General features: G+C 71.1%; 25 protein-coding genes. 21 read left to right on the top strand and 4 right to left on the bottom strand.

What is annotated here, in order from left to right; translation table 11 throughout:
- Positions 1-42: 42 nt before the first annotated feature.
- From AC6CQV_RS07070 to AC6CQV_RS07025, 10 genes are all read left to right on the top strand, one after another.
- Positions 43-537, top strand: coding sequence for a hypothetical protein (locus tag AC6CQV_RS07070; protein ID WP_060958482.1), 495 nt, complete (start codon positions 43-45; stop codon positions 535-537).
- A 167-nt stretch (positions 538-704) separates the two neighbouring features.
- Positions 705-1,049 (top strand): 50S ribosomal protein L19, encoded by a 345-nt coding sequence (rplS, locus tag AC6CQV_RS07065; protein ID WP_060958579.1) that lies wholly within the window; start codon positions 705-707, stop codon positions 1,047-1,049.
- Between the two features lie 144 nt (positions 1,050-1,193).
- On the top strand, positions 1,194-1,946 hold the full coding sequence (gene lepB, locus AC6CQV_RS07060) for a signal peptidase I (protein WP_498260616.1): 753 nt from the start codon (positions 1,194-1,196) through the stop codon (positions 1,944-1,946).
- Positions 1,943-2,602, top strand: coding sequence for a ribonuclease HII (gene rnhB, locus AC6CQV_RS07055; RefSeq protein WP_101306238.1), 660 nt, complete (start codon positions 1,943-1,945; stop codon positions 2,600-2,602). The genes lepB and rnhB overlap by 4 nt, the downstream gene beginning before the upstream one ends.
- 54 nt (positions 2,603-2,656) lie before the next feature.
- Positions 2,657-2,980, top strand: a complete 324-nt coding sequence (locus tag AC6CQV_RS07050; RefSeq protein ID WP_060958485.1) for a DUF2469 domain-containing protein — start codon at positions 2,657-2,659, stop codon at positions 2,978-2,980.
- A gap of 117 nt (positions 2,981-3,097) precedes the next feature.
- Positions 3,098-3,460, top strand: coding sequence for a YraN family protein (locus AC6CQV_RS07045; protein WP_101306239.1), 363 nt, complete (start codon positions 3,098-3,100; stop codon positions 3,458-3,460).
- Positions 3,457-4,989, top strand: a complete 1,533-nt coding sequence (locus tag AC6CQV_RS07040) for a YifB family Mg chelatase-like AAA ATPase (protein ID WP_498260615.1) — start codon at positions 3,457-3,459, stop codon at positions 4,987-4,989. The genes AC6CQV_RS07045 and AC6CQV_RS07040 overlap by 4 nt, the downstream gene beginning before the upstream one ends.
- The gene (dprA, locus tag AC6CQV_RS07035) at positions 4,986-6,185 is read left to right on the top strand and encodes a DNA-processing protein DprA (RefSeq protein ID WP_498260614.1); all 1,200 of its coding nucleotides are present in this window, start codon (positions 4,986-4,988) and stop codon (positions 6,183-6,185) included. Before AC6CQV_RS07040 ends, dprA begins: the two co-directional genes overlap by 4 nt.
- Positions 6,186-6,278: 93 nt before the next feature.
- Positions 6,279-7,181, top strand: coding sequence for a tyrosine recombinase XerC (locus AC6CQV_RS07030; protein ID WP_498260613.1), 903 nt, complete (start codon positions 6,279-6,281; stop codon positions 7,179-7,181).
- Between the two features lie 24 nt (positions 7,182-7,205).
- Positions 7,206-7,799, top strand: coding sequence for a DUF3060 domain-containing protein (locus tag AC6CQV_RS07025; protein WP_101306243.1), 594 nt, complete (start codon positions 7,206-7,208; stop codon positions 7,797-7,799).
- Here the strand turns inward: AC6CQV_RS07025 and AC6CQV_RS07020 are convergent.
- Positions 7,784-8,386: a murein hydrolase activator EnvC family protein gene (locus tag AC6CQV_RS07020; protein ID WP_498260612.1), complete on the bottom strand. Its 603-nt coding sequence runs from the start codon at positions 8,384-8,386 to the stop codon at positions 7,784-7,786. The two genes, AC6CQV_RS07025 and AC6CQV_RS07020, sit on opposite strands and share 16 nt — an antisense overlap.
- A gap of 290 nt (positions 8,387-8,676) precedes the next feature.
- Between AC6CQV_RS07020 and rpsB the strand changes: the two genes are divergently transcribed.
- The 9 genes from rpsB to AC6CQV_RS06975 all read left to right on the top strand — a co-directional run bounded on the left by rpsB (position 8,677) and on the right by AC6CQV_RS06975 (position 15,273).
- The gene (rpsB, locus tag AC6CQV_RS07015) at positions 8,677-9,546 is read left to right on the top strand and encodes a 30S ribosomal protein S2 (protein WP_060958492.1); all 870 of its coding nucleotides are present in this window, start codon (positions 8,677-8,679) and stop codon (positions 9,544-9,546) included.
- Between the two features lie 92 nt (positions 9,547-9,638).
- Complete coding sequence (gene tsf, locus AC6CQV_RS07010; RefSeq protein WP_101306245.1) at positions 9,639-10,466, top strand: translation elongation factor Ts; 828 nt, start codon at positions 9,639-9,641, stop codon at positions 10,464-10,466.
- 90 nt (positions 10,467-10,556) lie between these two features.
- Positions 10,557-11,276 carry a UMP kinase gene (gene pyrH / locus AC6CQV_RS07005; protein WP_498260611.1) on the top strand — a complete coding sequence of 240 codons (720 nt, stop codon included), beginning with the start codon at positions 10,557-10,559 and terminating at the stop codon, positions 11,274-11,276.
- Positions 11,277-11,332: 56 nt separating this feature from the next.
- A complete protein-coding gene (gene frr / locus AC6CQV_RS07000) occupies positions 11,333-11,887 on the top strand; it encodes a ribosome recycling factor (protein WP_060958581.1) in 555 nt (184 codons plus the stop codon).
- Between the two features lie 4 nt (positions 11,888-11,891).
- Complete coding sequence (locus AC6CQV_RS06995) at positions 11,892-12,914, top strand: phosphatidate cytidylyltransferase (protein WP_101306246.1); 1,023 nt, start codon at positions 11,892-11,894, stop codon at positions 12,912-12,914.
- Positions 12,911-13,477, top strand: coding sequence for a DivIVA domain-containing protein (locus AC6CQV_RS06990; protein WP_205282869.1), 567 nt, complete (start codon positions 12,911-12,913; stop codon positions 13,475-13,477). The genes AC6CQV_RS06995 and AC6CQV_RS06990 overlap by 4 nt, the downstream gene beginning before the upstream one ends.
- 48 nt (positions 13,478-13,525) lie before the next feature.
- Positions 13,526-14,272, top strand: a complete 747-nt coding sequence (locus AC6CQV_RS06985; RefSeq protein ID WP_498260610.1) for an aggregation-promoting factor C-terminal-like domain-containing protein — start codon at positions 13,526-13,528, stop codon at positions 14,270-14,272.
- A gap of 4 nt (positions 14,273-14,276) precedes the next feature.
- On the top strand, positions 14,277-14,558 hold the full coding sequence (locus AC6CQV_RS06980) for an Rv1322 family protein (RefSeq protein ID WP_498260609.1): 282 nt from the start codon (positions 14,277-14,279) through the stop codon (positions 14,556-14,558).
- A 1-nt stretch (position 14,559) separates the two neighbouring features.
- Positions 14,560-15,273, top strand: a complete 714-nt coding sequence (locus AC6CQV_RS06975) for an alpha/beta hydrolase (RefSeq protein WP_498260608.1) — start codon at positions 14,560-14,562, stop codon at positions 15,271-15,273.
- A 31-nt stretch (positions 15,274-15,304) separates the two neighbouring features.
- Here AC6CQV_RS06975 and AC6CQV_RS06970 read toward each other — a convergent pair whose 3' ends face one another.
- Entirely contained in the window at positions 15,305-16,384 is a 1,080-nt protein-coding gene (locus AC6CQV_RS06970; RefSeq protein ID WP_492490780.1) for an AI-2E family transporter, read from the bottom strand.
- A gap of 154 nt (positions 16,385-16,538) precedes the next feature.
- On the opposite strand from AC6CQV_RS06970, the gene AC6CQV_RS06965 reads away from it, so the two are divergent.
- Both AC6CQV_RS06965 and AC6CQV_RS06960 read left to right on the top strand, forming a co-directional pair.
- Positions 16,539-18,296: a DUF8094 domain-containing protein gene (locus tag AC6CQV_RS06965; protein WP_498260607.1), complete on the top strand. Its 1,758-nt coding sequence runs from the start codon at positions 16,539-16,541 to the stop codon at positions 18,294-18,296.
- On the top strand, positions 18,297-19,232 hold the full coding sequence (locus tag AC6CQV_RS06960) for a tetratricopeptide repeat protein (RefSeq protein ID WP_061781796.1): 936 nt from the start codon (positions 18,297-18,299) through the stop codon (positions 19,230-19,232).
- A gap of 37 nt (positions 19,233-19,269) precedes the next feature.
- Here AC6CQV_RS06960 and glgB read toward each other — a convergent pair whose 3' ends face one another.
- Together glgB and AC6CQV_RS06950 are read right to left on the bottom strand one after the other, a co-directional pair.
- A complete protein-coding gene (gene glgB / locus AC6CQV_RS06955; RefSeq protein ID WP_498260606.1) occupies positions 19,270-21,408 on the bottom strand; it encodes a 1,4-alpha-glucan branching protein GlgB in 2,139 nt (712 codons plus the stop codon).
- Entirely contained in the window at positions 21,405-23,372 is a 1,968-nt protein-coding gene (locus tag AC6CQV_RS06950; protein WP_498260690.1) for an alpha-1,4-glucan--maltose-1-phosphate maltosyltransferase, read from the bottom strand. The genes glgB and AC6CQV_RS06950 overlap by 4 nt, the downstream gene beginning before the upstream one ends.
- Between the last annotated feature and the right edge of the window lie 179 nt (positions 23,373-23,551).

The following is a 23,551-nucleotide window of genomic DNA, read 5'->3' as shown; positions in this document are numbered from 1 at the left end:
TCGTCAGGATCTATTCTGTCCGACCGGCGTAGCATCGAAGGTATGTGGCTGCGACAGACGTTCTTCCGGTGGCTCGTTCCGGCGGCGTTCGTCCTGCCCTTGTGGCTGGTCGTCGGCTGGATCGTGTTCGGTGCGAGCCCGTGGGCGCTGCTGTGGGTGCTGCTGTCGGCGCCGATCGTGTTCGTGTGGCAGCTGATCCTCGCGCTGCTCGTGCGGGCGCGCGGCACCGTGCGCGCCGAGCGCGCCGTCTCGTGGCGCGATGCCGGGGTGATCGGCGCGTGGCACGTGCTCGTCGTCGCTCTCGGCGTGTTCGACGGCCGGTGGTGGTGGCCCGTCTTCGCGGTGACCGTCGCGCTGGGCGTCGCGGCCATGTGGTCGTCGCTGTCGCAGCTGTGGCGCGAGGCCGGTCCGCGGGTCTCGATCCTGCGCACGCCGTCCGGCATGGGGTACGTGGCCCCGGCGCGCGACGACGCTCCGCGCGCATCCGAGCCGGAGGAGATCATCGTCATCCGCGAGAACACGCCCCCGTCGTCCTGACCGACGCGGTTTGGATGCACCCGGCATCCATGGCAGAATGGCTGTTTGTGCCCTGAACAGGCTCTGCCTCAGGGGAGCACGGCGTCGGCAACGATCGCCTCGGGCACACGAATCCTTACCATCCCCATCTCGCGATCGACCTGTGGCGGTCGCAGGAAGTGACGATCATGCAGATTCTCGACGCCGTCGACGCGGCATCGCTGCGCAGCGACATCCCCGCCTTCGCCCCCGGTGACACCGTCAAGGTGCACGTGAACATCACCGAAGGCAACCGTTCCCGCATCCAGGTCTTCCAGGGCGTCGTCATCGGCCGCTCCGGAGACGGAGTGCGCGAGACCTTCACCGTCCGCAAGATCAGCTTCCAGGTCGGCGTGGAGCGCACGTTCCCCGTGCACAGCCCGGTGATCGACCACATCGAGGTCGTCACCCGTGGTGACGTCCGCCGCGCGAAGCTCTACTACCTGCGGAACCTCCGCGGCAAGAAGGCCAAGATCAAGGAGAAGCGCGGCTGACGCGTTCCTCCTCACGGATGCCCCGGACCTCTGCGGTCCGGGGCATCCGTCGTCCCGGCGAGGCGTGTGGAGCCGACGGCGCGCGCATGTGCGACCCTTGAGGGGCGGTACCGACGGGCGGCTCCGAGATCGAGAAAGACAGGCATGACTTCGGACAACATCACGGCTCCGGACACGGCGCTCCCTCCTCGCCAACGCCGCCGTCGAGGCATCTGGATGCTGCTTCGGGACGTGCTGGTGATCGTGCTGATCGCCGTCGTGGTCTCGTTCGTGATCAAGACGTTCCTGGTGCGGTCGTTCTACATCCCGTCGGGCTCGATGGAGCAGACGCTGCTGATCAAGGACCGCATCCTCGTCGACGAGCTCACTCCCCGCTTCGGCGGGTACGAGCGCGGTGATGTCGTGGTCTTCCGCGACCCGGGCGGCTGGCTCCCCGCGGCGCCGGCCACGCCGGATCAGCCGCCGCTCGCCCAGGCCGCCGACTGGCTGCTGTCCCTCGTGGGCATCACGGCGTCCGACAGTGACGAGCACCTGATCAAGCGCATCATCGGCGTCGGCGGCGACCACGTGGTCTGCTGCAACGCGATCGGCCAGGTGACGGTCAACGGCACCCCGATCGACGAGACCCCGTACCTGAACCTCTCCCCGGGCCAGAGCGCGCCCCAGCCGGTCCCGTTCGACGTCGTCGTACCGGAGAACTCGCTGTGGGTCATGGGCGACAACCGCGACCACTCGCGCGACTCGCGCTACAACATGGATCAGCCCAACAAGGGCTTCGTGCCGCTGGACAACGTCGTCGGGCGCGCGTTCCTGATCACCTGGCCGTTCGACCGCTTCGGCACGATCGACGGGCACCACGCGGTGTTCGCGGGGGTGCCCGAGCCGGGAGCGGAATGAGCGTCGTCGCTCCGCGTCTGACGGTCGAGCGCCGGCTGCTCAAGGAGCACGCGCTGGTCATCGCGTGCGACGAGGTCGGGCGGGGAGCGTTGGCCGGCCCGGTGGCGGTCGGCGCCGCGGTGATGGATGCCGCCGGCGCGCGCCGCCGCATCCCCGAGGGCCTGCGCGATTCCAAGCTCGTCGCCGAGCACCGCCGCCCGGACGTGGCCGCTCGCGCGGCCGCGTGGGTCGGTGCGTCTGCGGTGGGCTGGGCGAGCGCCGCGGAGATCGACGAGGTGGGGATCATCCGCGCCCTGGGCCTCGCCGCGCTGCGCGCCATCGCGGATCTCCGGGCCGCGGGCATCGTCCCGGAAGAGGCGATCGTCATCCTCGACGGCAACCACGACTACATCACCCCGGCGGGAGGGTCCGGTCTGCGGGTGCGTCCCATCGTGAAGGCGGACCGCGACTGCGCGTCGGCGGCGGCGGCCTCCGTGCTCGCCAAGGTCGCCCGCGACGACCTCATGACGCGCCTGCACGACGAGCACCCCGTCTACCGGTGGGAGCGCAACAAGGGGTACGCGAGCCTGGAGCACCGCGATGCGATCCGCGCGCACGGGCTGAGCGCGCATCATCGGGCGTCGTGGGCCATCGCCGACGCGCCGACGCTGTTCTGACGCGGATGCGGCGGCATCCGCCCGCCCCCGCCGCCCGCATAGGATGGGAGCACCATGGACGACGAGGGCTTTGACGACTATGACCGCGAACTCGAGCTGGCGCTGTACAAGGAGTACCGCGACGTGGTCTCCCAGTTCGCCTACGTCATCGAGACGGAGCGCCGGTTCTACCTCGCCAACGACGTGAACGTCGTGCGCCGCGACACCGAGCACGACTTCTACTTCGAGATCTCCATGACCGACGTGTGGGTGTGGGACATCTACCGCGCCGACCGGTTCGTGAAGTCGGTCCGCGTGCTCACGTTCAAGGACGTCAACGTCGAGGAACTCCAGCGCCGGGACTTCCAACTCCCCGACGAGCTCTCGCTCGACTCCTGAGCGCACCCGCGCCCCGGACGAGACGTCGACTCCTCCCCAGCGCCGGACACCGATCGACCGTCCACCGATCCCGTCGTCGCGCCCGCGCGCGGACGCCGATGACGCCAGTCTGCTGCCATGGCAGACAAGGACGAGCTCGGTCGGGCGGGTGAGGATCGCGCCGCGCGACACCTCGCGCTGAACGGATACACGGTCCTCGATCGCAACTGGCGGTGCGCCGTGGGGGAGATCGACATCGTGGCGGTCGACGGCGGCGACCTCGTCGTCGTGGAGGTGAAGACACGACGATCGGTGATGTTCGGGCACCCGTTCGACGCCGTCGACGCGCGCAAACGCGCACGCCTGTGGCGCCTGGCCCACGCATGGGCGTCGGCGCATCCCGACCTCTCGCGGCGACGGCGCACGCGTGTGGATGTGATCGGGGTGACCGGCGACGATCCGGCCACCGCCGTGCTGGAGCACCTGAAGGACGTGCGATGACGGTCGGCCGCACCTGGGGCGTCGTGCTGACGGGCCTGCGGGGTGATCTCGTCGAGGTCGAGGCGGACCTGTCGAATCAGACGCCGGGGTTCTCGATCATCGGTCTCGCCGACAAGGCCATCGGCGAGGCCCATCAGCGCGTGCACAACGCCTGCGCGAACAGCGACCTGCCGCTCCCGCGACGCAAACTCACCGTCAACCTGTCACCGGCGAACCTCCCGAAGCAGGGGTCCGGTCTGGACGTCGCCATCGCGATCGCGTCGCTCGCGACCGAGCACGCGATGGATGCCGCGTCCCTCGCCGCCACGGTGCACATCGGCGAGCTCGGCCTCGACGGGCGGGTTCGTCCGGTGACCGGGGTGCTGCCTGCCGTGGCCGCGGCGGCACGCGCGGGGGTGCGCAGGGTGGTCGTGCCGCACGCGAACCGAGAGGAAGCGGCGCTGGTGGACGGTGTCGAGGTGCTGGGCGCGGCCTGCCTGCGCGACGTCGCCCGCTGGCACGGGCTCGACGTCGACGACGTCCCGGTGGAGCCCGTGCCGCATCCGGCGGCTCCGCGACGCGGTGCGGCCTCGCCCCCGCCGGATCTGGCGGACGTGATCGGGCAGGCCGATGCCGTGGACGCGCTCACCGTCGCCGCCGCCGGGGCGCACCACGTGCTGATGAGCGGACCGCCCGGTGCGGGCAAGACCATGCTCGCGCGCCGCCTTCCCGGCATCCTCCCCGATCTGGACGACGACGACGCGGTCCACGCCGCCTCCCTGCGCTCGCTCGCGGGGGAGGCGGTCACCGACCTCTGCCGCACTCCGCCGTTCGAGGCACCCCATCACAGCGCCAGTGCGGCGGCGCTCGTGGGAGGCGGCAGCCGCGCCGTGCGCCCCGGCGCGATCGCGCGGGCGAGCGGTGGGGTGCTCTTCCTCGACGAGGCGGGCGAGTTCGCCGGCCACGCCCTCGACGCCCTGCGACAGCCCTTGGAGTCCGGCACGATCGAGATCCATCGCGCCGGGTTCCGGGCGAGCTTCCCGGCCCGTTTCCAGCTCGTCCTCGCCACCAACCCCTGCCCGTGCGGGAACTACGGCGTGCCGGGAGCGGAGTGCACCTGCCCGTCGATTGCGATCCGACGCTACCTGGGGAAGCTCTCGGGTCCGCTGCGCGATCGCATCGACATCGCACTGTCCCTGCAGCGGGTCGCGACGACGCGCGCCGCCGATGACGGTCTCCGCAGCTCCTCGGTGACCGTCCGCGATCGCGTCGTCGCGGCGCGCGACCGTGCCCGGTCCCGACTGCGCGCCACGGTCTGGCGGACGAACGCCGAGGTCTCCGGATCGTGGCTGCGCAACGGTCCGCTCGCGCCGGACGCGCAGATCCGGCGTCCGCTCGACACGGCGCTGCACCGCGGCACGCTGACACTGCGCGGCTACGACCGTGTGCTGCGCGTGGCGTGGTCGGTCGCCGATCTGGCGGGCCACGACCGGCTGCAATCCTCGGACGTGGGACGGGCGCTGTACCTCAAACAGGGCTTCGCGGGATGAGCGCCGTGCCCGATGCCGCATCCGCTCGGCGTGCGCTGGCGGGTCTGGTCGACGACGGACTCGGTGACGACGACGTGCGCCGCATCTACGCGACGGCGGTCTGGTCCACACTCGTCGAGCCGGGCGACGGCGTCGCCGGTGCGCTCATCCGCGCGCTCGGCGCCGTCGACGCGCTCGAGACCGCGCTGTCGACGGCATCCGCCGGCGCGGCGGCGACCGCGGCCGGGATCGATCACGACGACGTGCATGCGGCGCGCCGCCGCTGGCAGCTCCGACAAGACGCGGTCGAAGGCGCACTGAGCGCGGCGCGGCGCGCTCGCGTGACACTCCTCACGCCCCGCGACAGCTCCTGGCCGCACCGGCTCGATGACCTCGGAGTGCACGCGCCGCTCTGCCTCTGGGTGCGCGGCGACCTCGCGGTGGCGGACGCCGAGGGCGCGGTCGCCGTGGTGGGTGCGCGCGCGGCGACGGCGTACGGCGTGCACGTGGCGGCGGGGCTGTCCGCCGACTGCGCGAGCGACGGCATCACGGTCGTCTCCGGAGCGGCCTACGGCATCGACGCGGCCGCGCACCGGGCCGCGCTGCGCGCCGGTGGTGCGACGGTCGCGGTGCTCGCGGGCGGCGTGGACCGTCCCTATCCGGCGGGGCACGAGGATCTCATCTCTCAGATCGCCGTCCGGGGCGCGGTCGTGGCCGAAGTGCCCTGCGGGAGCGCCCCGACGAAGTGGAGGTTCCTCGCGCGCAACCGTCTGATCGCCGCCATGACCGACGCGACGGTCGTGGTCGAGGCCGCTCACCGCAGCGGCGCGCTGAACACGGCCCATCACGCCGCCGCCCTCGGTCGGCCGCTGGGCGCCGTCCCGGGACCGGTGACCAGCGCCGCCTCCGCCGGCTGCCATCGTCTGCTGCGGGAGGCCGACGCCGTCTGCGTCACCGGTGTCGCCGACGTCCTCGAGCTGCTGGGCCGCGGCGGCGACGCGACGCTCGAGGTCGATCCCGACCGTACGGACGACCGGACGCGCGTGCTGGATGCGCTCAGCTCGCGCAGCCCTCGGCTCCTCGCCGACATCGCGCGTCGATGCGGGATGGCGCCGGAGGAGGTCGCCGCGCTGCTCGGCCTGCTCGAGCTCGACGGAGCCGTGGAGCGCCGCGAGGGAGGATGGGCGCGCCGGGCGTCCTCGGCGCCGCGCCACTGAGCCGCTGATCCGCTGATCCGCTGAGCACGCGCAGGATGACGGCGATCGGTGCGTCGGCGCCGCCGGTGCGCCGGTGCGCGCGATGCTGGGAGCATGCGGCTATCGGAGGCGGTGATGACGTACACGCGGGAGCTCGCGGACGTGCGGCGTCTGTCTCCGGCGACGGTCCGCGCGTACGGCGGGGATCTTCGCGACCTGACCGCGGCTGTCGGCGACATCGACGTGCGCGAGATCGACCTCGAAGCGCTGCGCGAATGGCTGTGGGCGGCGACGCGTCGCGGCGACGCCCGCTCCACCCTGGCCCGTCGCACCGCGGCGGCGCGCGGCTTCTTCGCGTGGGCCGTCGAGAACGGACACGTCGGCACCGATCCGTCACTGCGTCTCACCGCGCCACGACGGGGGAGGCCGCTTCCCAAAGTGGCCACGGCAGGAGCCATGGAGAGCGTGCTCGCCGATGCCGGCGCCCGCGCCGACGCGGACGCGACGGATCCGATCGCGCTGCGCGACGCGGCCGTCCTGGAACTGCTCTACGCCTCCGCTCTGCGCGTCTCGGAGCTGTGCGGCGTCGATGTCGACGACGTCGACGCCGCGCGCCGGACCGTGCGCGTGATGGGGAAGGGGCGAAAGGAGCGGGTCGTGCCGTACGGCGCGCCGGCGGCGCACGCCCTGGACGCCTACCTCGTGCGCGGCCGTCCGCAGCTCGCGAGTATCGGCGCGGCGACGCCGGCGCTGTTCCTCGGAGCGCGCGGAGCGCGGCTGGGCGCACGCACCGCGTACGACGTGGTCTCGCGTGCGGTCGGCCCGACCGTCGGCGCGGCGGCCGGGCCCCACACGCTGCGCCACTCCGCGGCGACCCATCTGCTCGACGGCGGCGCCGACCTGCGCACCGTGCAGGAGCTGCTGGGCCATGCGAGTCTCGGCACGACGCAGATCTACACCCACGTCTCTGCGGAACGCCTCGCCGCGGCCTATCGTCTGGCTCATCCGCGGGCGTGAGGGTCGCGGCACTAGCCTGCACTCATGGGAACACGCTCCGTCGTCATCGCCGTCACCGTCGCGGCCGTTCTCGCTCTGACCTCGTGCGCCGCCGAGGCGGCCCCGCGCCGCACCGTGCTGCCGACGCCGGGCATCACCTCGTCGGCATCCGCTTCGGCGACCACGCCGACGACGCCTCCCGCCACCCCGCCGTCCCCGACGGGGGAGCCGTCCGCACCGGCCGGCGCGATCGAGGTCGCCTGTCCGGGGGGAAGCGCCAGCGTGTCGGCGGGCTCCGGCAGCTACGTGCTGACCGAGCCCTGTGCCCGCGTCGCCGTGGCCGGAAACGCCATCATCCTCGAGACGGGAGGCGTCGCCATCGACACCCTCCTCGTCCAGGGCGACGGCAACACGATCAGCGGCAGCGGTGTCGCGGGGACGGTCACCCTCGAGGGACAGGACAACGTCGTCGCGACCGGTCGCGCGGACGACGTGACGATCCGCGGGCAACGAAACAGCCTCACGAGCGCCGACCGGATCGCGACGCTTGAGATCGCGGGCAGTGCCAACACGATCGCCGCCCCCGGCATCGGCACCTCCACCGTCAGCGGAGACGGCAACACCTACCCCGGGTCGTGAGGCGCGTCGCAGCACGGCAGGAGGATCGCGCGCGGCACCTCGGCGAGTAGGCGCAGCGGGGTGATGTACGCGCCGTCCTCGCGCGCGCCGAGGTGGAGCTCACCCGTTCTCGTGTGTCCGCCGGTGCCGACCGTCGCCACGACGTCGCCGGCGCGCACGACGGCTCCCGCGGCGACCAGTGGCTCGACCGGCTCCAGCGTGCTGACGAGGCCGCCGCCGTGATCGATCGTCAGGATGCCGCGGTCGACGACGGTGCCCGCGAAGGCGACCACTCCGTCGTCCGGTGAGGTCACCGGTCTGCCGACGGCCGCTGCCAGGTCGATGCCGCGATGCCCCTCGCCGTACGCGTGAGCAGGTGCCCGATACGGCTCGCTGATCCGCGGCGGGCGCACCGGCCAGGCCCATCGCGGCGGATGCTCCGCGTCACCGTCCGCCGCCGCGGAGACGTCCCGGGGGGCACCTTCGAACGGGTTCCCGGAGGCATGCACCGCCGGCGGGCGCGCAGCGGCCGTCGCCGCCCCGGGCGGCAGCACGAACGCGACCGCCGAGAGCACGATGATCGCCCCGGCGGGGCCGCGTGCACGCATCCCTCCACCGTGGTCGACAGATGCGGTCCGCGCCGGACGACCGCCCGATCCGTGGACGCGAACCCGCGTCGCCGCGGCGGGGGAGGAGGCGGTGCGACTGATACACTGTTGCCTGCACCCCGCGCGTCGGGGTGACTCCGCGTGCCCACAGCGGGACCGTCCTGAGACGGATTCCGCGGCATCCACACCCCGAGGTCTCACCGTGAGAACGGCGAGCGGGTGTGCGCCGGGCGCCAGGCGCACGGGACCGACCGGTCCCCGCGATCAACCCAACGAAAAGGAGAACGGCCATGGCCGTCGTCACCATCCGCCAGCTGCTCGACAGCGGCGTGCACTTCGGACACCAGACCCGCCGGTGGAACCCGAAGGTCAAGCGCTTCATCCTCACGGAGCGTTCCGGCATCCACATCATCGACCTGCAGCAGTCGCTGTCGTACATCGACAAGGCGTACGAGTACGTCCGCGAGACGGTCGCCCACGGCGGCACCGTGCTGTTCGTCGGCACCAAGAAGCAGGCCCAGGAAGTCATCGCCGAGCAGGCGACCCGCGTCGGTCAGCCCTACGTCAACCAGCGTTGGCTCGGTGGCCTCCTGACGAACTTCTCGACCGTCAGCAAGCGCCTCGCCCGCATGAAGGAGCTCGAGGAGCTCGACTTCGACAACCCCGCCGACAGCGGCTTCACCAAGAAGGAGCTCCTGCTCAAGAAGCGCGAGCTCGACAAGCTGCACAAGTCGCTCGGCGGTATCCGCAACCTGCAGAAGACGCCGTCGGCCATTTGGGTCGTCGACGCCAAGCGCGAGCACCTCGCGATCGACGAGGCCAAGAAGCTCGGCATCCCCGTGATCGGCATCCTCGACACCAACGCCGACCCCGACGAGTTCCAGTTCCCGATCCCGGGCAACGACGACGCGATCCGCTCGGTGGGCCTGCTCACCCGCATCATCGCCGACGCCGCCGCCGAGGGCCTCATCCAGCGTCACCAGCCGACCGACGAGTCCGCCGACGCCGAGCCCCTCGCCGACTGGGAGCGCGAGCTGCTCGAGACGCCCGTCGTCACCGACGTGGCCGAGGTCGAGACCATCGCCACCGAGTCGGCCGCCGACGTCGAGGGCGCCGAGGCCAAGGCCGAGGGCGACGCCGCGGCGACCGCTGCCGAGTAAGACCACTTTCGCGCCGGTGCGAAGCCGCTCCTGAGGGACGGCTTCGCACGGGCATCCCACGAGAACTCACGACACGCAAGGAGCCACCACCCATGGCAAACTTCACCATCGCCGACATCAAGGCCCTGCGCGAGCAGCTCGGCACGGGCATGGTCGACACCAAGAAGGCGCTCGAGGAGGCCGACGGCGACCTCGAGAAGGCCGTCGAGATCCTCCGCCTCAAGGGCGCGAAGGGCAACGCGAAGCGTGCCGACCGCTCCACCAGCGAGGGCCTCGTCACCGCCGCGCTGAACGACGGCAAGGTCACCATCCTCGAGCTGAACACCGAGACCGACTTCGTCGCCAAGAACGAGCGCTTCATCGCCCTCGCCGACAAGGTGCTCGCCGCGGCCGCCGCCGTCGGCGCCGACTCCGTCGAGGCCGCGCTGGCCGCGGATGCCGACGGCAAGTCCGTCGCCGACCTCATCTCCGACGAGGCCGCGATCATCGGCGAGAAGGTCGAACTGCGCCGCGTGCGCACGCTCTCGGGCGACAAGTTCGAGATCTACCTGCACAAGACGAGCAAGGACCTCCCCCCGCAGGTCGGCGTGGTGCTCGCCTACAGCGGTGACGACGCGGAGACCGCGCGCTCCATCGCGCAGCACATCTCGTTCGCCAACCCGACCTACCTCACGCGCGACGACGTCCCCGCCGACGAGGTCGAGAAGGAGCGCGAGATCGTCACGGAGATCTCCCGCAACGAGGGCAAGCCGGAGGCGGCCCTTCCGAAGATCGTCGAGGGCCGCGTGAACGCGTTCTTCAAGCAGGTCGCCCTGCTCGACCAGGACTACGCGAAGGACAACAAGCTGTCCGTCGCAAAGGTCGCCGGCGACGCCGGGATCACGATCACCGACTTCGCCCGCTTCAAGGTCGGCGCGTAAGTCGTTCGAAGGGGTCCGCATTCATCGAATGCGGACCCCTTTTCCATGCCCTGCCTTCGATAGTCTGCAACTCGACGAGAGGAACCCCCTGTGATCGATGAGAACACCGGACGCCGCCGCGTCCTCCTGAAGCTGTCCGGCGAAGCGTTCGGAGGGGGCCAGCTCGGCGTCAACCCCGACGTGGTCGGTCAGATCGCGCGTGAGATCGCCGCCGCCGTGGATCGTGTCGAGATCTCCATCGTCGTGGGCGGTGGCAACTTCTTCCGCGGAGCCGAGCTCAGCCAGCGGGGGATGGACCGCGGCCGCGCGGACTACATGGGCATGCTGGGAACGGTCATGAACGCCCTGGCGCTGCAGGACTTCCTCGAGCAGGCGGGGGCCGCCACGCGCGTCCAGTCGGCCATCTCCATGACCCAGGTCGCCGAGCCCTACATCCCGCGTCGCGCCGAGCGCCACATGGAGAAGGGCCGCGTCGTCATCTTCGGTGCCGGCGCCGGCCTGCCCTACTTCTCGACCGACACGGTCGCCGCCCAGCGCGCGCTGGAGATCGGCGCCGATGAGGTGCTCGTCGCCAAGAACGGCGTCGACGGCGTCTACACGGCCGACCCCAAGACGAACCCGGATGCCGAGCGCATCGACACGATCACGTACCGCGACGCGCTCCAGCGCGGGCTCAAGGTCGTCGACTCCACGGCGTTCAGCCTCTGCATGGACAACGGCATCGACATGCGCGTGTTCGGCATGGAGCCGGCCGGCAACGTCACGCGCGCGCTGCTGGGCGATTCGATCGGCACGCTCGTCACCGTCTGAGTCGGACGACGCCCCGCACTAGACTTTCCCTGACGTACCGAATGAATGGAGTGACCGTGATCGCCGAGATCCTGGCCGACACGTCCGCCCGCATGGACCGCGCCGTCGAGGCCGCGAAGGACGACTTCGCGACCGTGCGCACGGGCCGCGCGAACCCCCAGCTCTTCCAGAAGATCCTGGTCGACTACTACGGCTCCCCGACGCCGCTCGCGCAGCTCGCGTCGCTGAACACGCCCGAGGCCCGCACGCTCGTCGTGACGCCGTACGACAAGTCGGCGCTGAAGGCCATCGAGCAGGCGATCCGCGACATGCCGAACCTCGGCGCCAACCCGTCGAACGACGGCAACATCGTGCGCGTCTCGATGCCCGAGCTCACCGCCGAGCGCCGCAAGGAGTACGTCAAGCTCGTGCGCACCAAGGGCGAGGACGCGAAGGTGCACCTGCGCGGCATCCGTCGGAAGGCGAAGGACGAGCTGGATGCGCTCAAGAGCGAGGTCGGCGAAGACGATCTCGTGCGCGCTGAGAAGGAACTCGACGCCGTCACGCGCAGCCATGTCGACGACATCGACGAGGCCCTCAAGCGCAAAGAGGCCGAGCTTCTCGAGGTCTGAGGACGTGCCGACCACCGACTCCCCGGGGGATGCCGGGCCCGGAGGCGTTCCGGGGCCGGAGGGCGAGCGCGCCCGCCCCGGGACCTCGGCCGGTTTCCAGGCCCACGTGCGTGCGGCACGCAGCGAGTTCGAGCATCAGATCGATCGCGCGCGCGCCGATTTCGAAGAGGTCAACGACCGCATCAACGCGCGGACGGGGCGCAACCTCTTGATGGCGACCCTCATCGGGCTCGCCGTGGGCGCCGTCGTGCTGGGGTCGCTGCTGTTCATCAAGTGGCTGTTCCTGGTCTTCGCGATCCCGGTGTGCCTGCTGGGGGTCTTCGAGTTCAGCCGTGCCCTCCAGACCGCCGGTCGGCGCGTCGACGTCTGGCCGCAGGTCGTGGCCGGTGCCGTGATCATGCTGTCCGCCTTCTTCGCGGGACACCTCACGCATTGGGCACTCACCTTCGGCGCCGTCGCCGCCGTCATCGTGTGGCGGCTGCTCGCCCAGATGATCGCCAGTGACGGCCGCCGTTACGGAGACGTGCTCGGCGACGTCCTGATCGCCGGCTTCCTGCCCCTCTACGTGCCCTTCCTCGCCAGCCTGGCGCTCGTGCTGCTGCGTCAGGAGCAGGGCGAGTACTGGGTGCTCGGCATGCTCATCGCCGTCGTCGCCGCCGACACCGGCGCGTACGCCTCCGGTCTCGCGTTCGGCGCGCACCCGATGGCGCCGCGGATCAGTCCGAAGAAGACCTGGGAGGGCTTCGCGGGCGGCGCCGTGGCCACGGTGATCGCGGCCGTGCTGTGGGGCATCTTCGCCCTCCACGTGCCGTGGTGGGCCGGAGCGGTGTTCGGCCTCCTGATCCTGGGCTGCGCCACGGTGGGCGACCTCGGCGAGTCGATGATCAAGCGCGACCTCGGCATCAAGGACATGAGCTCCTGGCTGCCGGGTCACGGCGGTGTACTGGACCGGCTGGATTCGATCCTGCCGTCCGCGGCTGCCGCCCTCGCCCTCTACTTCCTCTTCTTCCCCCTGGTGACCCTATGAGCGACGTTTCCGAGACCCACGCCCCGGCGTTCCCCCACACGACGGGCCGCACGCGCGGCTACCGGCCCGACGCGGTCGACGCGTTCCTCGCGCGGGCGCGCGCGGCCTTCGAAGACGGTGAGGCGACCGACATCGACTCGACCGTCGTCCGCACGGCCGCCTTCCCGCTCGTGCGGCACGGCTATCAGGTGTCGGCCGTGGATGCGGCGTTGAGCCGGATCGAGGATGCCTTCGCCGCCCGCGAGCGCGAGCAGGCGCTGTCGCGACGGGGTGCGCGCGCCTGGGTCGGGCAGTCGCGCCAGCTCGCCCAGGAGGTGCTGGACCGCCTCACCCGTCCGCGGGGCCACCGGTTCCGCCGGGTGGGCGCCCTCCGCTTCGGCTACCGCGTTGACGAGGTCGACCTCGTCGCCGACAAGATCGCGCGGTTCCTCGAGAGCGGCGAGCCCGTCACGGTGGATCAGGTGCGGTCGGTCGCCTTCCGCATGCAGCGTCGCGGTTACAGCGAGGCGCAGGTGGACGCGGTGCTCGATGCGACCGTCGAGGTGATGCTGGCGGTCGTGTGACCGCCGCTCGTGTGGGCGTCGCCGTCGCGAGGCTAGAATCGGAGCACTGTGACTTCTGACGCCGAGCTCACCGCCGCTCCCGCCGCCGCACCGGCGACCCGGGGCGATGGGCGTGCGGCTGCGAGATCCGGAGCGGGGCGACGCCCGGCGAAGGCCGCCCCCGCCAAGTGGACGCGGCGTCGCGGGGCGATGAGCGTGTTCGCGGTCGTCGCGGTGCTCGGCTTCGGCGTGGTGTATATCGCGCCGTTGACGGCCTCGACCCCCGAGGCGCACGCCGCGGAAGTCGCCCCCATCTCTCTCTACGCCTCGACCATCGCCGACGCGCAGGCGTACCTCGCCGCATCCGATCAGACCACCGGGCTCGGCCGCGACGGCGTCGTCTACAGCGTGTACGTCACGCCGAAGCCCACGCCCACGCCCACGCCGACGGCGACGGCGACCGGCACCTCGTCGTCGTCTGCCGCGTGGTCGCCGCCCTTCGTGGCCCCGGATCCCGGCACCGCGCAGGCGATCGCCTACTCGATGGTGCAGCAGCGCGGATGGGGCGACGACGAGTTCGCCTGTCTCGTCGCGCTGTGGAACAAGGAGTCGGGCTGGCGCGTCGGCGCCTACAACGCCGGCAGCGGCGCGTACGGCATCCCGCAGGCGCTCCCCGGAAGCAAGATGGCCTCCGCCGGTGCTGACTGGGAGACCAACCCGGCGACGCAGATCGCCTGGGGGCTCGGCTACATCGGCGGCCGCTACAGCACGCCGTGCGGTGCCTGGTCGCACTCGCAGTCCACGGGGTGGTACTGATCCGATGCCGCGCGCGAACCGACGGCAGCCGCAACCCGCCGACGATTCGTTCGATCGGCTCCTGAGCGGGTGGAAGCGCTCCGAGCACCGACGCGGCTCGGAGTGGACGGTGCAGCCGGTCAGCGCCGCGAAGGCGCAGAAGAGCTACACCTGTCCGGGGTGCTCTCGTGCGATCACGCCCGGCACCGCGCACCTCGTGGTCTGGCGCGCGGACGGCGTCCTGGGCGACGCGGCGGACCTCGCGGCTCGCAGACATTGGCACACGGCCTGTTGGAGGATTGCCTGACATGGAGATTCGCGGACCCGTCCAGCTTCCCGCGCGGCGCGAGGAGATCGAGCTCACGACGCTCGACGGACTCACGCTGGTCGGGGAGTTGGCGCTGCCCGAGCATCGGGAGCCGATCGCGACCCTGGTGACGCTGCATCCGCTTCCGACCGCGGGCGGCTTCATGGACTCGCACATCCTCCGGAAGGCCGCGGGGCGGCTGCCCGCGCTGGCCGATCTCGCCGTGCTCCGCTTCAACACGCGGGGCACGAGCTCGCCCCGCGGGACCAGTGAGGGCGCCTTCGACGGCGGACGCGCGGAGGCGTTCGACGTCGCGGCGGCGATGGACTTCGTGACCGCTCGAGGCCTCCCGCATCCTTGGCTGGTCGGCTGGTCGTTCGGCACGGAGCTCGCCCTCAAGTACGGCCGCGACCACGCCGTCGACGGCGTGATCCTGCTCTCGCCGCCGCTGCACCGTGCCGGAGCCGACGAGATCGCGGCCTGGCGGGGCGATCCCCGTGCGGTGATCGTGCTCGTGCCGGAGTTCGACGACTACCTGCGACCGGACGAGGCGCGCGAGCGGTTCGCGCCGATCGCGCACGCCGAGCTGATCGCCGTCGAGGGCGGCAAGCACCTGTGGGTGGGGGAGAACCAGACCCGCCGTGTGCTCACCGAGATCGTGGCCGCGGTCAATCCCGACGCGCTGCCGCTGCCCACGCAGTGGGACGGCGACTGACGGCATCCGCCGCGCAGCGCGTCCCCGCCGCTCAGCGCTCGTTCTGCCGCGGAATGATCACCTGGCGGTAGATGATCAGCACGCTCGCCGCGACCGGGATGGCGATGAGCGCGCCGAGCAGGCCGAGGAGCGATCCGCCGGCCAGGGCGGCGATCACCACGACGGCGCCGGGCACGGAGACGGCGCGGTTCATGATGCGCGGCGACAGGACGTAGGCCTCCACCTGCATGTAGATCGCGTACCAGATGAGCGCGACGATCGCCGTCAGGGGCGAGCTGAGCCCGGGGATGAGGCAGGTCAGCACGATGATCGCCGAGCCGGTGAGCGTACCGACGAGCGGGATGAGCGAGAAGAAGAAGGCGACCACGGCCAGCACGGCGGGAAACGGTGCGCCGATGATCGACAGGAACACGGCGCTGAGCACACCGTTGATCGCGCCGAGCGTGACCTGCCCCATGACGTAGTGGCCCACGGATGCCGTGATCTGCTCCGACAGGTCGACGAACCGCGCGCGCTTCGAGGCCGGCACGAGCTGGGCGACCGACGCCTTCAGCGACGGCGTGGAGGCCGTGAAGTAGATCGTGAGGATCAGGATGATGATGGCCCCGGTGACCCCGGAGATGATCCCCGCGCCGATGCCGAGGATCACGTTGCCGGCGGAGGTGCCGATCTGACCGAAGTCGAGCGTGTTGAACCAGTCCGACACGTACGCGAACGCCTTGTCGACGTCGAGCGCCGGGAAGTTGCTGTGCAGCCACGCCGACAGGTCGTCGACGGGGTTCCAGGCGCCGTCCACGGCGCTCTGGATGAGCTGCTGGATCTGCGTCACCAGCTGCGCGATCTGCCCGACCAGGACGGGGATCACGATCAGGACGATGCCCGTGAACACCGCGAGCACGGCGGCGAAGGTGATCAGCAGCGCCGCCCAGCGCGGCAGCTTCCGCCGCTCCAGCCAGCTGACCAGCGGGTCGAGGCCGAGCGCGAGGAACAGCGCGGTGCCCACGTAGAGCAGGATCGTCGACAGGGTCTGCACGCTGGTGATGAGCAGGATGCCGACGCCGACGCCGAGGGTGGCGACGAGGGCCGTGCGGAACGGATGCTGGAGCTTCATGGTGTTGTCAGAATACGCACCGCGTCGGCGTTCCCGTGTCGACACGGCCGAAGCGCGTTCGACCCTCCCGGGCGACGCACAGCCGGATGTCGCTAGTCTGGAATGTCGATTGCGCGCCGTCATCCCGTCTTCGGTGCGCAGGGAGGTGTCTTTCGTGCGTTTCGTCTGGGCTGTAACGGCCTTCGTGCTGGCTGCCCTCATGATCGGGGCGGGGATCGCTCAGCGGACGGTCCTGCAAGGGCCGCGCACGGAGAGCCAGACCATCTCGGTGTCCGGGGATGCCCCCTACGTGTTGATCGACGGCAGCGTCCTCAACAGCCACACCGGCTCGCAGACCCTGCGCGTGAAGGAATCCGGCACGATCTTCGCCTCCTACGGCCGCACCGCCGATCTCGAGGCCTGGCTGACGCCGTCGTCGTACACCCACGTCACCCTGGACGGCGACGAGCTCGCTACCACCGCCGTCGCCGCGAAGACCCCGCCCGCGGAGGGGAGCGCCGCGATCACTCCCGTCGGCTCGGACCTCTGGCTCGACGAGTTCCAGCAGGACGATCTGCTGGTCACCCCCCTTCAGCTGCCGGCGGACATGAGCCTGCTCGTCGCGACCGACGGCATCAAGCCGGCACCGTCGAGCATGACCGTCACGTGGCCGACCGGCCCGACGACCCCCTGGGCCGGTCCGCTCATCGTCGGCGGCAGCATCCTGCTCCTCATCGGTCTCGTGCTGTACGTCCTGGGCGTCCGCCATGCCCGCCGGTCGCGCGGGCCCCGTCGCAAGGGGCTGCCCATGCCCGTCACCGAGCCGATCGATGTCGCGGTGGAGGGCGCCGACAAGGGAGTGATCAGCGCCACGCCGACACGTCGTCAGCTCAGCCGGGGAAAGCGCGTCCTGCTGGCCGCCCCCGCCGTGGGCCTGTCCGCCCTCCTGTTCACCGGCTGCACCGCCGATGCGTGGCCTCAGCTGGCCGGCACCCCGACCCCCACGGCATCGGAGAGCGTCGTCGTGCCGCAGGACCAGGGCAGCCCCGCCGTCACGCAGGCGCAGGCCGAGCGCATCCTCACCCGGATCTCCGAGCAGGTGGCGAAGGCGGATGCCGCGAAGGATCCCGCCGCCGCCGCCGAGCGTCTCACCGACTCGGCACTGGCCGCACGCGAGACCGACTACCGCCTGCGCGACGTCGCCGGGCACACGGCACTGGGTGCCCTGCCCGACAAGCCGGTCAAGGTCATCCTGCCGGAGGCCTACGACGGGTGGCCGCGGACGTTCTTCGCCGTCATCGAGACCGGCGACGTCATCCTCAGCGTGACCCAGGAAGACCCGTGGTCGCCCTACAAGGTGACCAACCAGGCCGAGCTGGTGTCGCAGGCGAGCCTCAACCTCGCTCCCGCGTACGTGGGCGCCATCGCGATCGACCCCGACTCGCCGTTCCTCGCGCTCGCTCCGAACAAGGTCGCCGCCGCCTACGCGGACATCCTGACCAACGGCGACAGCAGCCCGTTCGCGGGACAGTTCGACGCCACGAACGACCCGTTCCGCAAGCTCGTCGCCGATAACCGCGCCGCGCGGCTGGAGTCGTTCAACCAGACCGGCGCCCAGACGGGCACGCTCAGCTTCGCCGCCTCGGCGGGGCCCGACGAGCCGATCTCCCTCGCGACACTCGACTCGGGGGCGATCGTCGCGGTCACGGTGCACGAGAGCGACACGGTGAAGCCCACGAACACCGACGCCGTCATCAAGCTCGACAACAACCCGATCGTGCAGACGCTCACCGGCGTGAACCAGTCCTCCAGCGGCTTCACGACGACCTTCGTCGATCAGCTGTTCTTCTTCGTGCCGTCGCAGAGCTCGAACAAGCGCATCCAGCTGCTGGGCTATTCCACCTCCATCCTCGACGCGAAAGTGGTCTCATAAGTGAGCGATCCCACCTCGGGCGCCGTGCTGCGCGGTGCCGTCGACCTGTCCTCTCTCCGATCGCGTGCCGCCGCGCCGGCCGGTACGGCTCCCGCCGCGGGCGCGCCGACCGCCACCCCGCTCGTCTTCGACGCGACCGACGCGACCTTCGGCGAGGTCCTCGAGCTCTCGCGATCCGTGCCGGTCGTGGTGGACCTCTGGGCCGAATGGTGCGGCCCCTGCACGCAGCTCAGCCCGATCCTGGAGAAGGTCGTCGTCGAGCTCGGCGGACGCCTCGTGCTCGCCAAGGTCGACGTCGACGCGAACCCCCAGCTCGCCCAGGGGTTCCGCGCGCAGTCCATCCCGATGGTCGTGGCGCTCGTCGCGGGGCAGCCGGTGCCGCTGTTCACCGGCGCCGTCCCCGAACAGCAGGTGCGCGAGGTGTTCGCCCAGCTCCTGCAGCTCGCGGCCCAGAACGGCGTGACCGGCACCGTGCCCGTGGACGGCGCCGGCGCGGATGCCGCCGATGATGCCGAGCCCGCTCTTCCGCCCCTCCATCAGGAGGCCTTCGACGCGATCGAGGCCGGCGACTACGGGCGTGCGGTCTCCGCTTACGAGGCCGCCCTGTCCGAGAACCCCCGCGACGAGCAGGCGCGCGCCGGTCTCGGTCAGGTGCGACTGCTCCAGCGCGTCCAGAGCCTCGATCTCGCCCAGGCCCGTGCCGCCGCGGCGGAGGCGCCCCGCGACATCGAGGCGCAGTTCGCCGTCGCCGACCTCGACATCGCCGGCGGGCACGTCGACGACGCCTTCGGCCGCCTGCTCGACCTCTTCGCCGCGCTGCCGTCGGACGAACGAGCCCCGGTGCGGGAGCGGCTCGTCGAGCTCTTCGCGCTCGTCGGCGACGGCGACGCGCGCGTCATCCGCGCCCGCGGACGGCTGACCTCGCTGCTGTTCTGACCCCGCGTCCCGGCGCCGGCCCCGCCATACCGCCGCTCTAGGCGGATCGGCCGAGCCAGAGCACGCCCAGCGGCGGCAGCACGAGGGTCGCGCGCCCGTTGCCGTCGGCGTGCACCGTTCCGAGGTTGCCGACGCCGGAGCCGCCGTACGCCTCGGCATCCGAGTTGAGCAACTCGGTCCACTCGCCGCCGGCAGGAAGATCCAGCGCGTAGTCGTGCAGCGGCACGCCGGAGAAGTTGCACACCACGGCGACGGCGTTGCCCTCGTGGTCGTACCGCGTGAAGGCGATCACGTTCGGGTTCCAGGTCGGGGCGCCGATGCGCGAGAACGCCGAGCCGTCGCTGTCGCGGGCCCACAGGGGGGGATTCTCCCGATAGACGCGGTTCAGCGCGCCGACGAAGTCCAGCAGTCGGCGGTGCGGCGGCTGATCGAGCATCCACCAGTCGAGGCCGCGTCCCTCCGACCACTCGGAGAGCTGGCCGAAATCCTGGCCCATGAACAGCAGCTGCTTGCCCGGGTGCCCCCACATGTAGGCGAGGAAGGCGCGGGTGTTCGCCAGCTTCTGCCAGTGATCGCCCGGCATCCGGGTGAACAGCGTGCCCTTGCCGTGCACGACCTCGTCGTGGCTGATGGGGAGGATGAAGTGCTCACTGAACGCGTAGACGAACGAGAACGACAGCTCGCCCTCGTGATGCGCGCGGTACATGGGGTCGCGCTTGATGTACTCCAGGGAGTCGTTCATCCAGCCCATGTTCCACTTGAAGCCGAAACCGAGCCCTCCGGCGCTGGTCGGGGCCGTCACGCCGGGGTAGCTCGTCGACTCCTCCGCGATCATCGCGATGCCCGGGTAGCGCTTGTAGGCCGTCGCGTTCACCTCTTGCAGGAACCGGATGGCCTCCAGGTTCTCCCGGCCGCCGTAGATGTTCGGCTCCCACTGGCCTTCTTCGCGCGAGTAGTCGAGGTAGAGCATGGAGGCCACGGCATCCACGCGCAGACCGTCGACGTGGAACTCCTCCAACCAGTACAGCGCGTTCGCGACGAGGAAGTTGCGCACCTCGTTGCGGCCGTAGTCGAAGATCAGTGTGCCCCAGTCCTTGTGCTCGCCACGCCGCGGGTCCGGGTGCTCGTAGAGGGGGTCGCCGTCGAAGCGGGCGAGGGCGAAGGCGTCCTTGGGGAAGTGTCCCGGCACCCAGTCCATGATCACGCCGAAGCCGGCCTGGTGCAGACGGTCGATCAGGTAGCGGAGGTCGTCGGGGCTTCCGAAGCGGCTGGTCGGCGCGTAGTAGCCGCTCACCTGGTAGCCCCAGGACCCGCCGAACGGGTGCTCCGCCAGCGGCAGGAACTCGACGTGCGTGTAGCCGACCTCCGTGAGGTAGTCGATCAGGGGCTCCGCCGCGTCGCGGTAGCCGAGACCGGGCCGCCACGAGCCGAGGTGCAGCTCGTAGGTGGACATCGGCTGCGCGAGGACGTCGCGCTCGGCGCGGGCGCTCATCCATGCGCCGTCGCCCCACGTGTGCGCGCTCTCGGTGACGATCGACCCCGTCGCCGGCGGGACCTCCGCGCGTTGGGCCATCGGGTCGGCCTTCAGGACCCAGCCGCCGTGCCGCGTCAGGATCTCGTACTTGTACACCGTGCCGGCGCCGAGCCCCGGCACGAACAGCTCCCAGACACCGCTCGATCCCAGGCTGCGCAGCGCGTGGCCCTGACCGTCCCACGCGTTGAAGTCTCCGACGACGCGGACCGCGCGCGCGTTGGGCGCCCAGACGGCGAAGGACACGCCGGCGACGCCGTCGTAGTGGCGGACGTGGGCGCCGAGCGCCTGCCAGAGCTGTTCGTGTCGGCCTTCCGCGATGAGGTGGCGATCGACGTCGCCGAGGGTGGGGAGGTGGCGATAGGGGTCGTCGGCGCGGAAGTCCGGCGCACCGTCGTACGCGGCGACGATCTCGTAGGCGCGCGGCTGCTCCGCGGCGGAGCCTTCCCAGATGCCGGAGCGCACATGGTCCAGGGGGATGCGGACGCCCTCGTCGGTGACCGCCGTGACCGACGACGCCATCGGGCGCCGGGCGCGGATCACCCAGGTGCCGTCGGCGCGGCGGTGCGGGCCCAGGACGTCGTGCGGTGCGTGGTAGGAGCCGGTGGCGACGGTGTCGAGCACCTCGTCGGATACGTCGGTCATCGGGACTCCTTCACGTGCAGGATGTGGACGGGTTCGTCGAACGCGTCCAGTCGGACGAAGTTGTCCCGGTTCCACGTCCAGGTGGCGCCCGTGATGAGGTCCTCCACGACGTAGTCGGTGCCGGGCGTCACCCCGAAGACGGAACTGTCGATGTGGACGGTCGTCTGCCGCGTGGAGTGCGGATCGACGTTGGCCACGACGATGATCGTGTCGGCCCGTCCGGTCTCGCTCAGGGCGGCGGGCAGGTGCTTGACGTACACCAGGATGGCGTCGTCGTCGCTCCAGTGGATGCTGAGGTCGCGCAGCTGACGAAGCGACGGGTGCGCCCTGCGGATCTCGTTGAGCCGCGTGAGGTAGGGAGCGATCGAGACGCCGGCGGATGCCGCGGCATCCCAGTCGCGCAGCTTGTACTCGTACTTCTCGTTGTCGATGTTCTCCTCGGACCCCGGCCGCGCGACGTTCTCGATGAGCTCGTAGCCGGCGTACACCCCGTACGAGGCGCCGGCGGTGGCGGCCAGGGCCGCACGGATCTTGTACGCCGGCCGGCCGCCGTACTGGAGGTACTCGGTGAGGATGTCGGGCGTGTTGACGAACAGGTTGGGACGCATGAAGTCCGCCGTGTCCTGCGAGATCCAGCGGAAGAACTCCTCGAGCTCGGCCTTGGTGTTGCGCCACGTGAAGTAGGAGTAGCTCTGCTGGAAACCCGCCTGCGCGAGGGCCTGCAGCGGGGCCGGCCGGGTGAACGCCTCGGCGAGGAAGACGACGTCGGGGTGCTCCGCGTTGACCGTCGCGATGAGCCATTCCCAGAACTGCAACGGCTTGGTGTGGGGGTTGTCGACGCGGAAGATCTTCACGCCCTGCGCGATCCAGTGCCGGACGATGCGCAGCACCTCGGCGCGAATGCCCTCGGGGTCGTTGTCGAAGTTGATCGGGTAGATGTCCTGATACTTCTTCGGCGGGTTCTCGGCGTACGCGATCGAGCCGTCGGGCAGGGTCGTGAACCACTCGGGGTGAGCGGCCACCCACGGGTGGTCGGGAGCGGCCTGCAGCGCGAGGTCGAGGGCGATCTCCAGGCCCTCCGCACGCGCGGCACGGACGAAGGCGCGGAAATCGGCGAGGGTGCCGAGATCGGGGTGCACGGTGTCGTGCCCGCCCGCCGCGGATCCGATCGCCCAGGGCGAGCCGGGGTCTCCCGGGCCGGCCGTGAGCGTGTTGTTGGGGCCCTTGCGGTTCCTCTCGCCGATCGGGTGGATCGGGGGGAGGTAGAGCACGTCGAAGCCCATCGCGGAGACCGCGGGGAGCCGCTTGGCGGCCGTGCGGAAGGTGCCGCTGCGGATCGTGCCGTCCTTGAGCCGCTTGGCGCCCTCCGAGCGCGGGAAGAACTCGTACCAGGCGCCCACACCGGCGCGCTCCCGCTCCACGAGGAGCTCCTGCTCGGCCCCCACCGTGAGGAGGGACTGCACGGGTCGTGCGCGGAAGAAGGACGCGAGCGCCGGATCGCGCACCACGACGAGAGCCGACTCGTCCGTGACGTCCCCGTCGCGCAGCGCCGCGGCCGCCGCCGTCAGCGCGCGCCGCTCCGCCGCCGGACGGTCCTTCTCCGCGGCGGCGGAGGTGAGCAGACGCGCGCCCGCCTCGCGCATGAGCGGGGCATCGACACCCGCCGCGATCTTCAGGGCGGCGGCGTGCTCCCACGTCGCGAAGTCGTCCGCGAACGCTTCGAACCGGAACCGCCACACCCCCTCTTCGACGGGCGCGAGCTGCACGCTCCAGCGGTCGAAGCCGTCGCCCACGGGCTCCAGTCGGTGCAGCGACTCGTCGCCCGCGGGGGAGAAGAGCCGCACGTGGACGCCGATGAGATCGTGCCCCTCGCGGAAGGCGGTGACCACGAACGGCACCGCCTCGCCCGCGAAGGCGGACGGCCGGAAGAGACCATCGGGGACGGAGGGGTGGGCGCCGGCCATCGGGATGCGTCCGGTGCGCGTGTCGGCGACGGCGCGCCACGGCACGGCCGGGCGGACCGGCAGGGGCGCCGCGCTGCGCAGGGGCGCCGTGCGCGGGGGCGGCGTCGTCGCGCGGGGGAGGTCGGAAGGAACGGAGCGCGTCGTCGATGCCACGTCTCGAACCTACCGCCGAAGCGCAG

Source organism: Microbacterium sp. EG9, from assembly GCF_059759475.1.
This window is presented reverse-complemented; position numbering and strand designations above follow the sequence as displayed.

Coding starts and splice junctions, on each gene's coding strand:
- AC6CQV_RS07070 (WP_060958482.1), top strand. CDS start 43: ATGTGGCTGCGACAGACGTTCTTCCGGTGGCTCGTTCCGGCGGCGTTC.
- rplS (WP_060958579.1), top strand. CDS start 705: ATGCAGATTCTCGACGCCGTCGACGCGGCATCGCTGCGCAGCGACATC.
- lepB (WP_498260616.1), top strand. CDS start 1,194: ATGACTTCGGACAACATCACGGCTCCGGACACGGCGCTCCCTCCTCGC.
- rnhB (WP_101306238.1), top strand. CDS start 1,943: ATGAGCGTCGTCGCTCCGCGTCTGACGGTCGAGCGCCGGCTGCTCAAG.
- AC6CQV_RS07050 (WP_060958485.1), top strand. CDS start 2,657: ATGGACGACGAGGGCTTTGACGACTATGACCGCGAACTCGAGCTGGCG.
- AC6CQV_RS07045 (WP_101306239.1), top strand. CDS start 3,098: ATGGCAGACAAGGACGAGCTCGGTCGGGCGGGTGAGGATCGCGCCGCG.
- AC6CQV_RS07040 (WP_498260615.1), top strand. CDS start 3,457: ATGACGGTCGGCCGCACCTGGGGCGTCGTGCTGACGGGCCTGCGGGGT.
- dprA (WP_498260614.1), top strand. CDS start 4,986: ATGAGCGCCGTGCCCGATGCCGCATCCGCTCGGCGTGCGCTGGCGGGT.
- AC6CQV_RS07030 (WP_498260613.1), top strand. CDS start 6,279: ATGCGGCTATCGGAGGCGGTGATGACGTACACGCGGGAGCTCGCGGAC.
- AC6CQV_RS07025 (WP_101306243.1), top strand. CDS start 7,206: ATGGGAACACGCTCCGTCGTCATCGCCGTCACCGTCGCGGCCGTTCTC.
- AC6CQV_RS07020 (WP_498260612.1), bottom strand. CDS start 8,386: ATGCGTGCACGCGGCCCCGCCGGGGCGATCATCGTGCTCTCGGCGGTC.
- rpsB (WP_060958492.1), top strand. CDS start 8,677: ATGGCCGTCGTCACCATCCGCCAGCTGCTCGACAGCGGCGTGCACTTC.
- tsf (WP_101306245.1), top strand. CDS start 9,639: ATGGCAAACTTCACCATCGCCGACATCAAGGCCCTGCGCGAGCAGCTC.
- AC6CQV_RS06990 (WP_205282869.1), top strand. CDS start 12,911: ATGAGCGACGTTTCCGAGACCCACGCCCCGGCGTTCCCCCACACGACG.
- AC6CQV_RS06980 (WP_498260609.1), top strand. CDS start 14,277: ATGCCGCGCGCGAACCGACGGCAGCCGCAACCCGCCGACGATTCGTTC.
- AC6CQV_RS06975 (WP_498260608.1), top strand. CDS start 14,560: ATGGAGATTCGCGGACCCGTCCAGCTTCCCGCGCGGCGCGAGGAGATC.
- AC6CQV_RS06970 (WP_492490780.1), bottom strand. CDS start 16,384: ATGAAGCTCCAGCATCCGTTCCGCACGGCCCTCGTCGCCACCCTCGGC.
- glgB (WP_498260606.1), bottom strand. CDS start 21,408: ATGACCGACGTATCCGACGAGGTGCTCGACACCGTCGCCACCGGCTCC.
- AC6CQV_RS06950 (WP_498260690.1), bottom strand. CDS start 23,372: ATGGCCGGCGCCCACCCCTCCGTCCCCGATGGTCTCTTCCGGCCGTCC.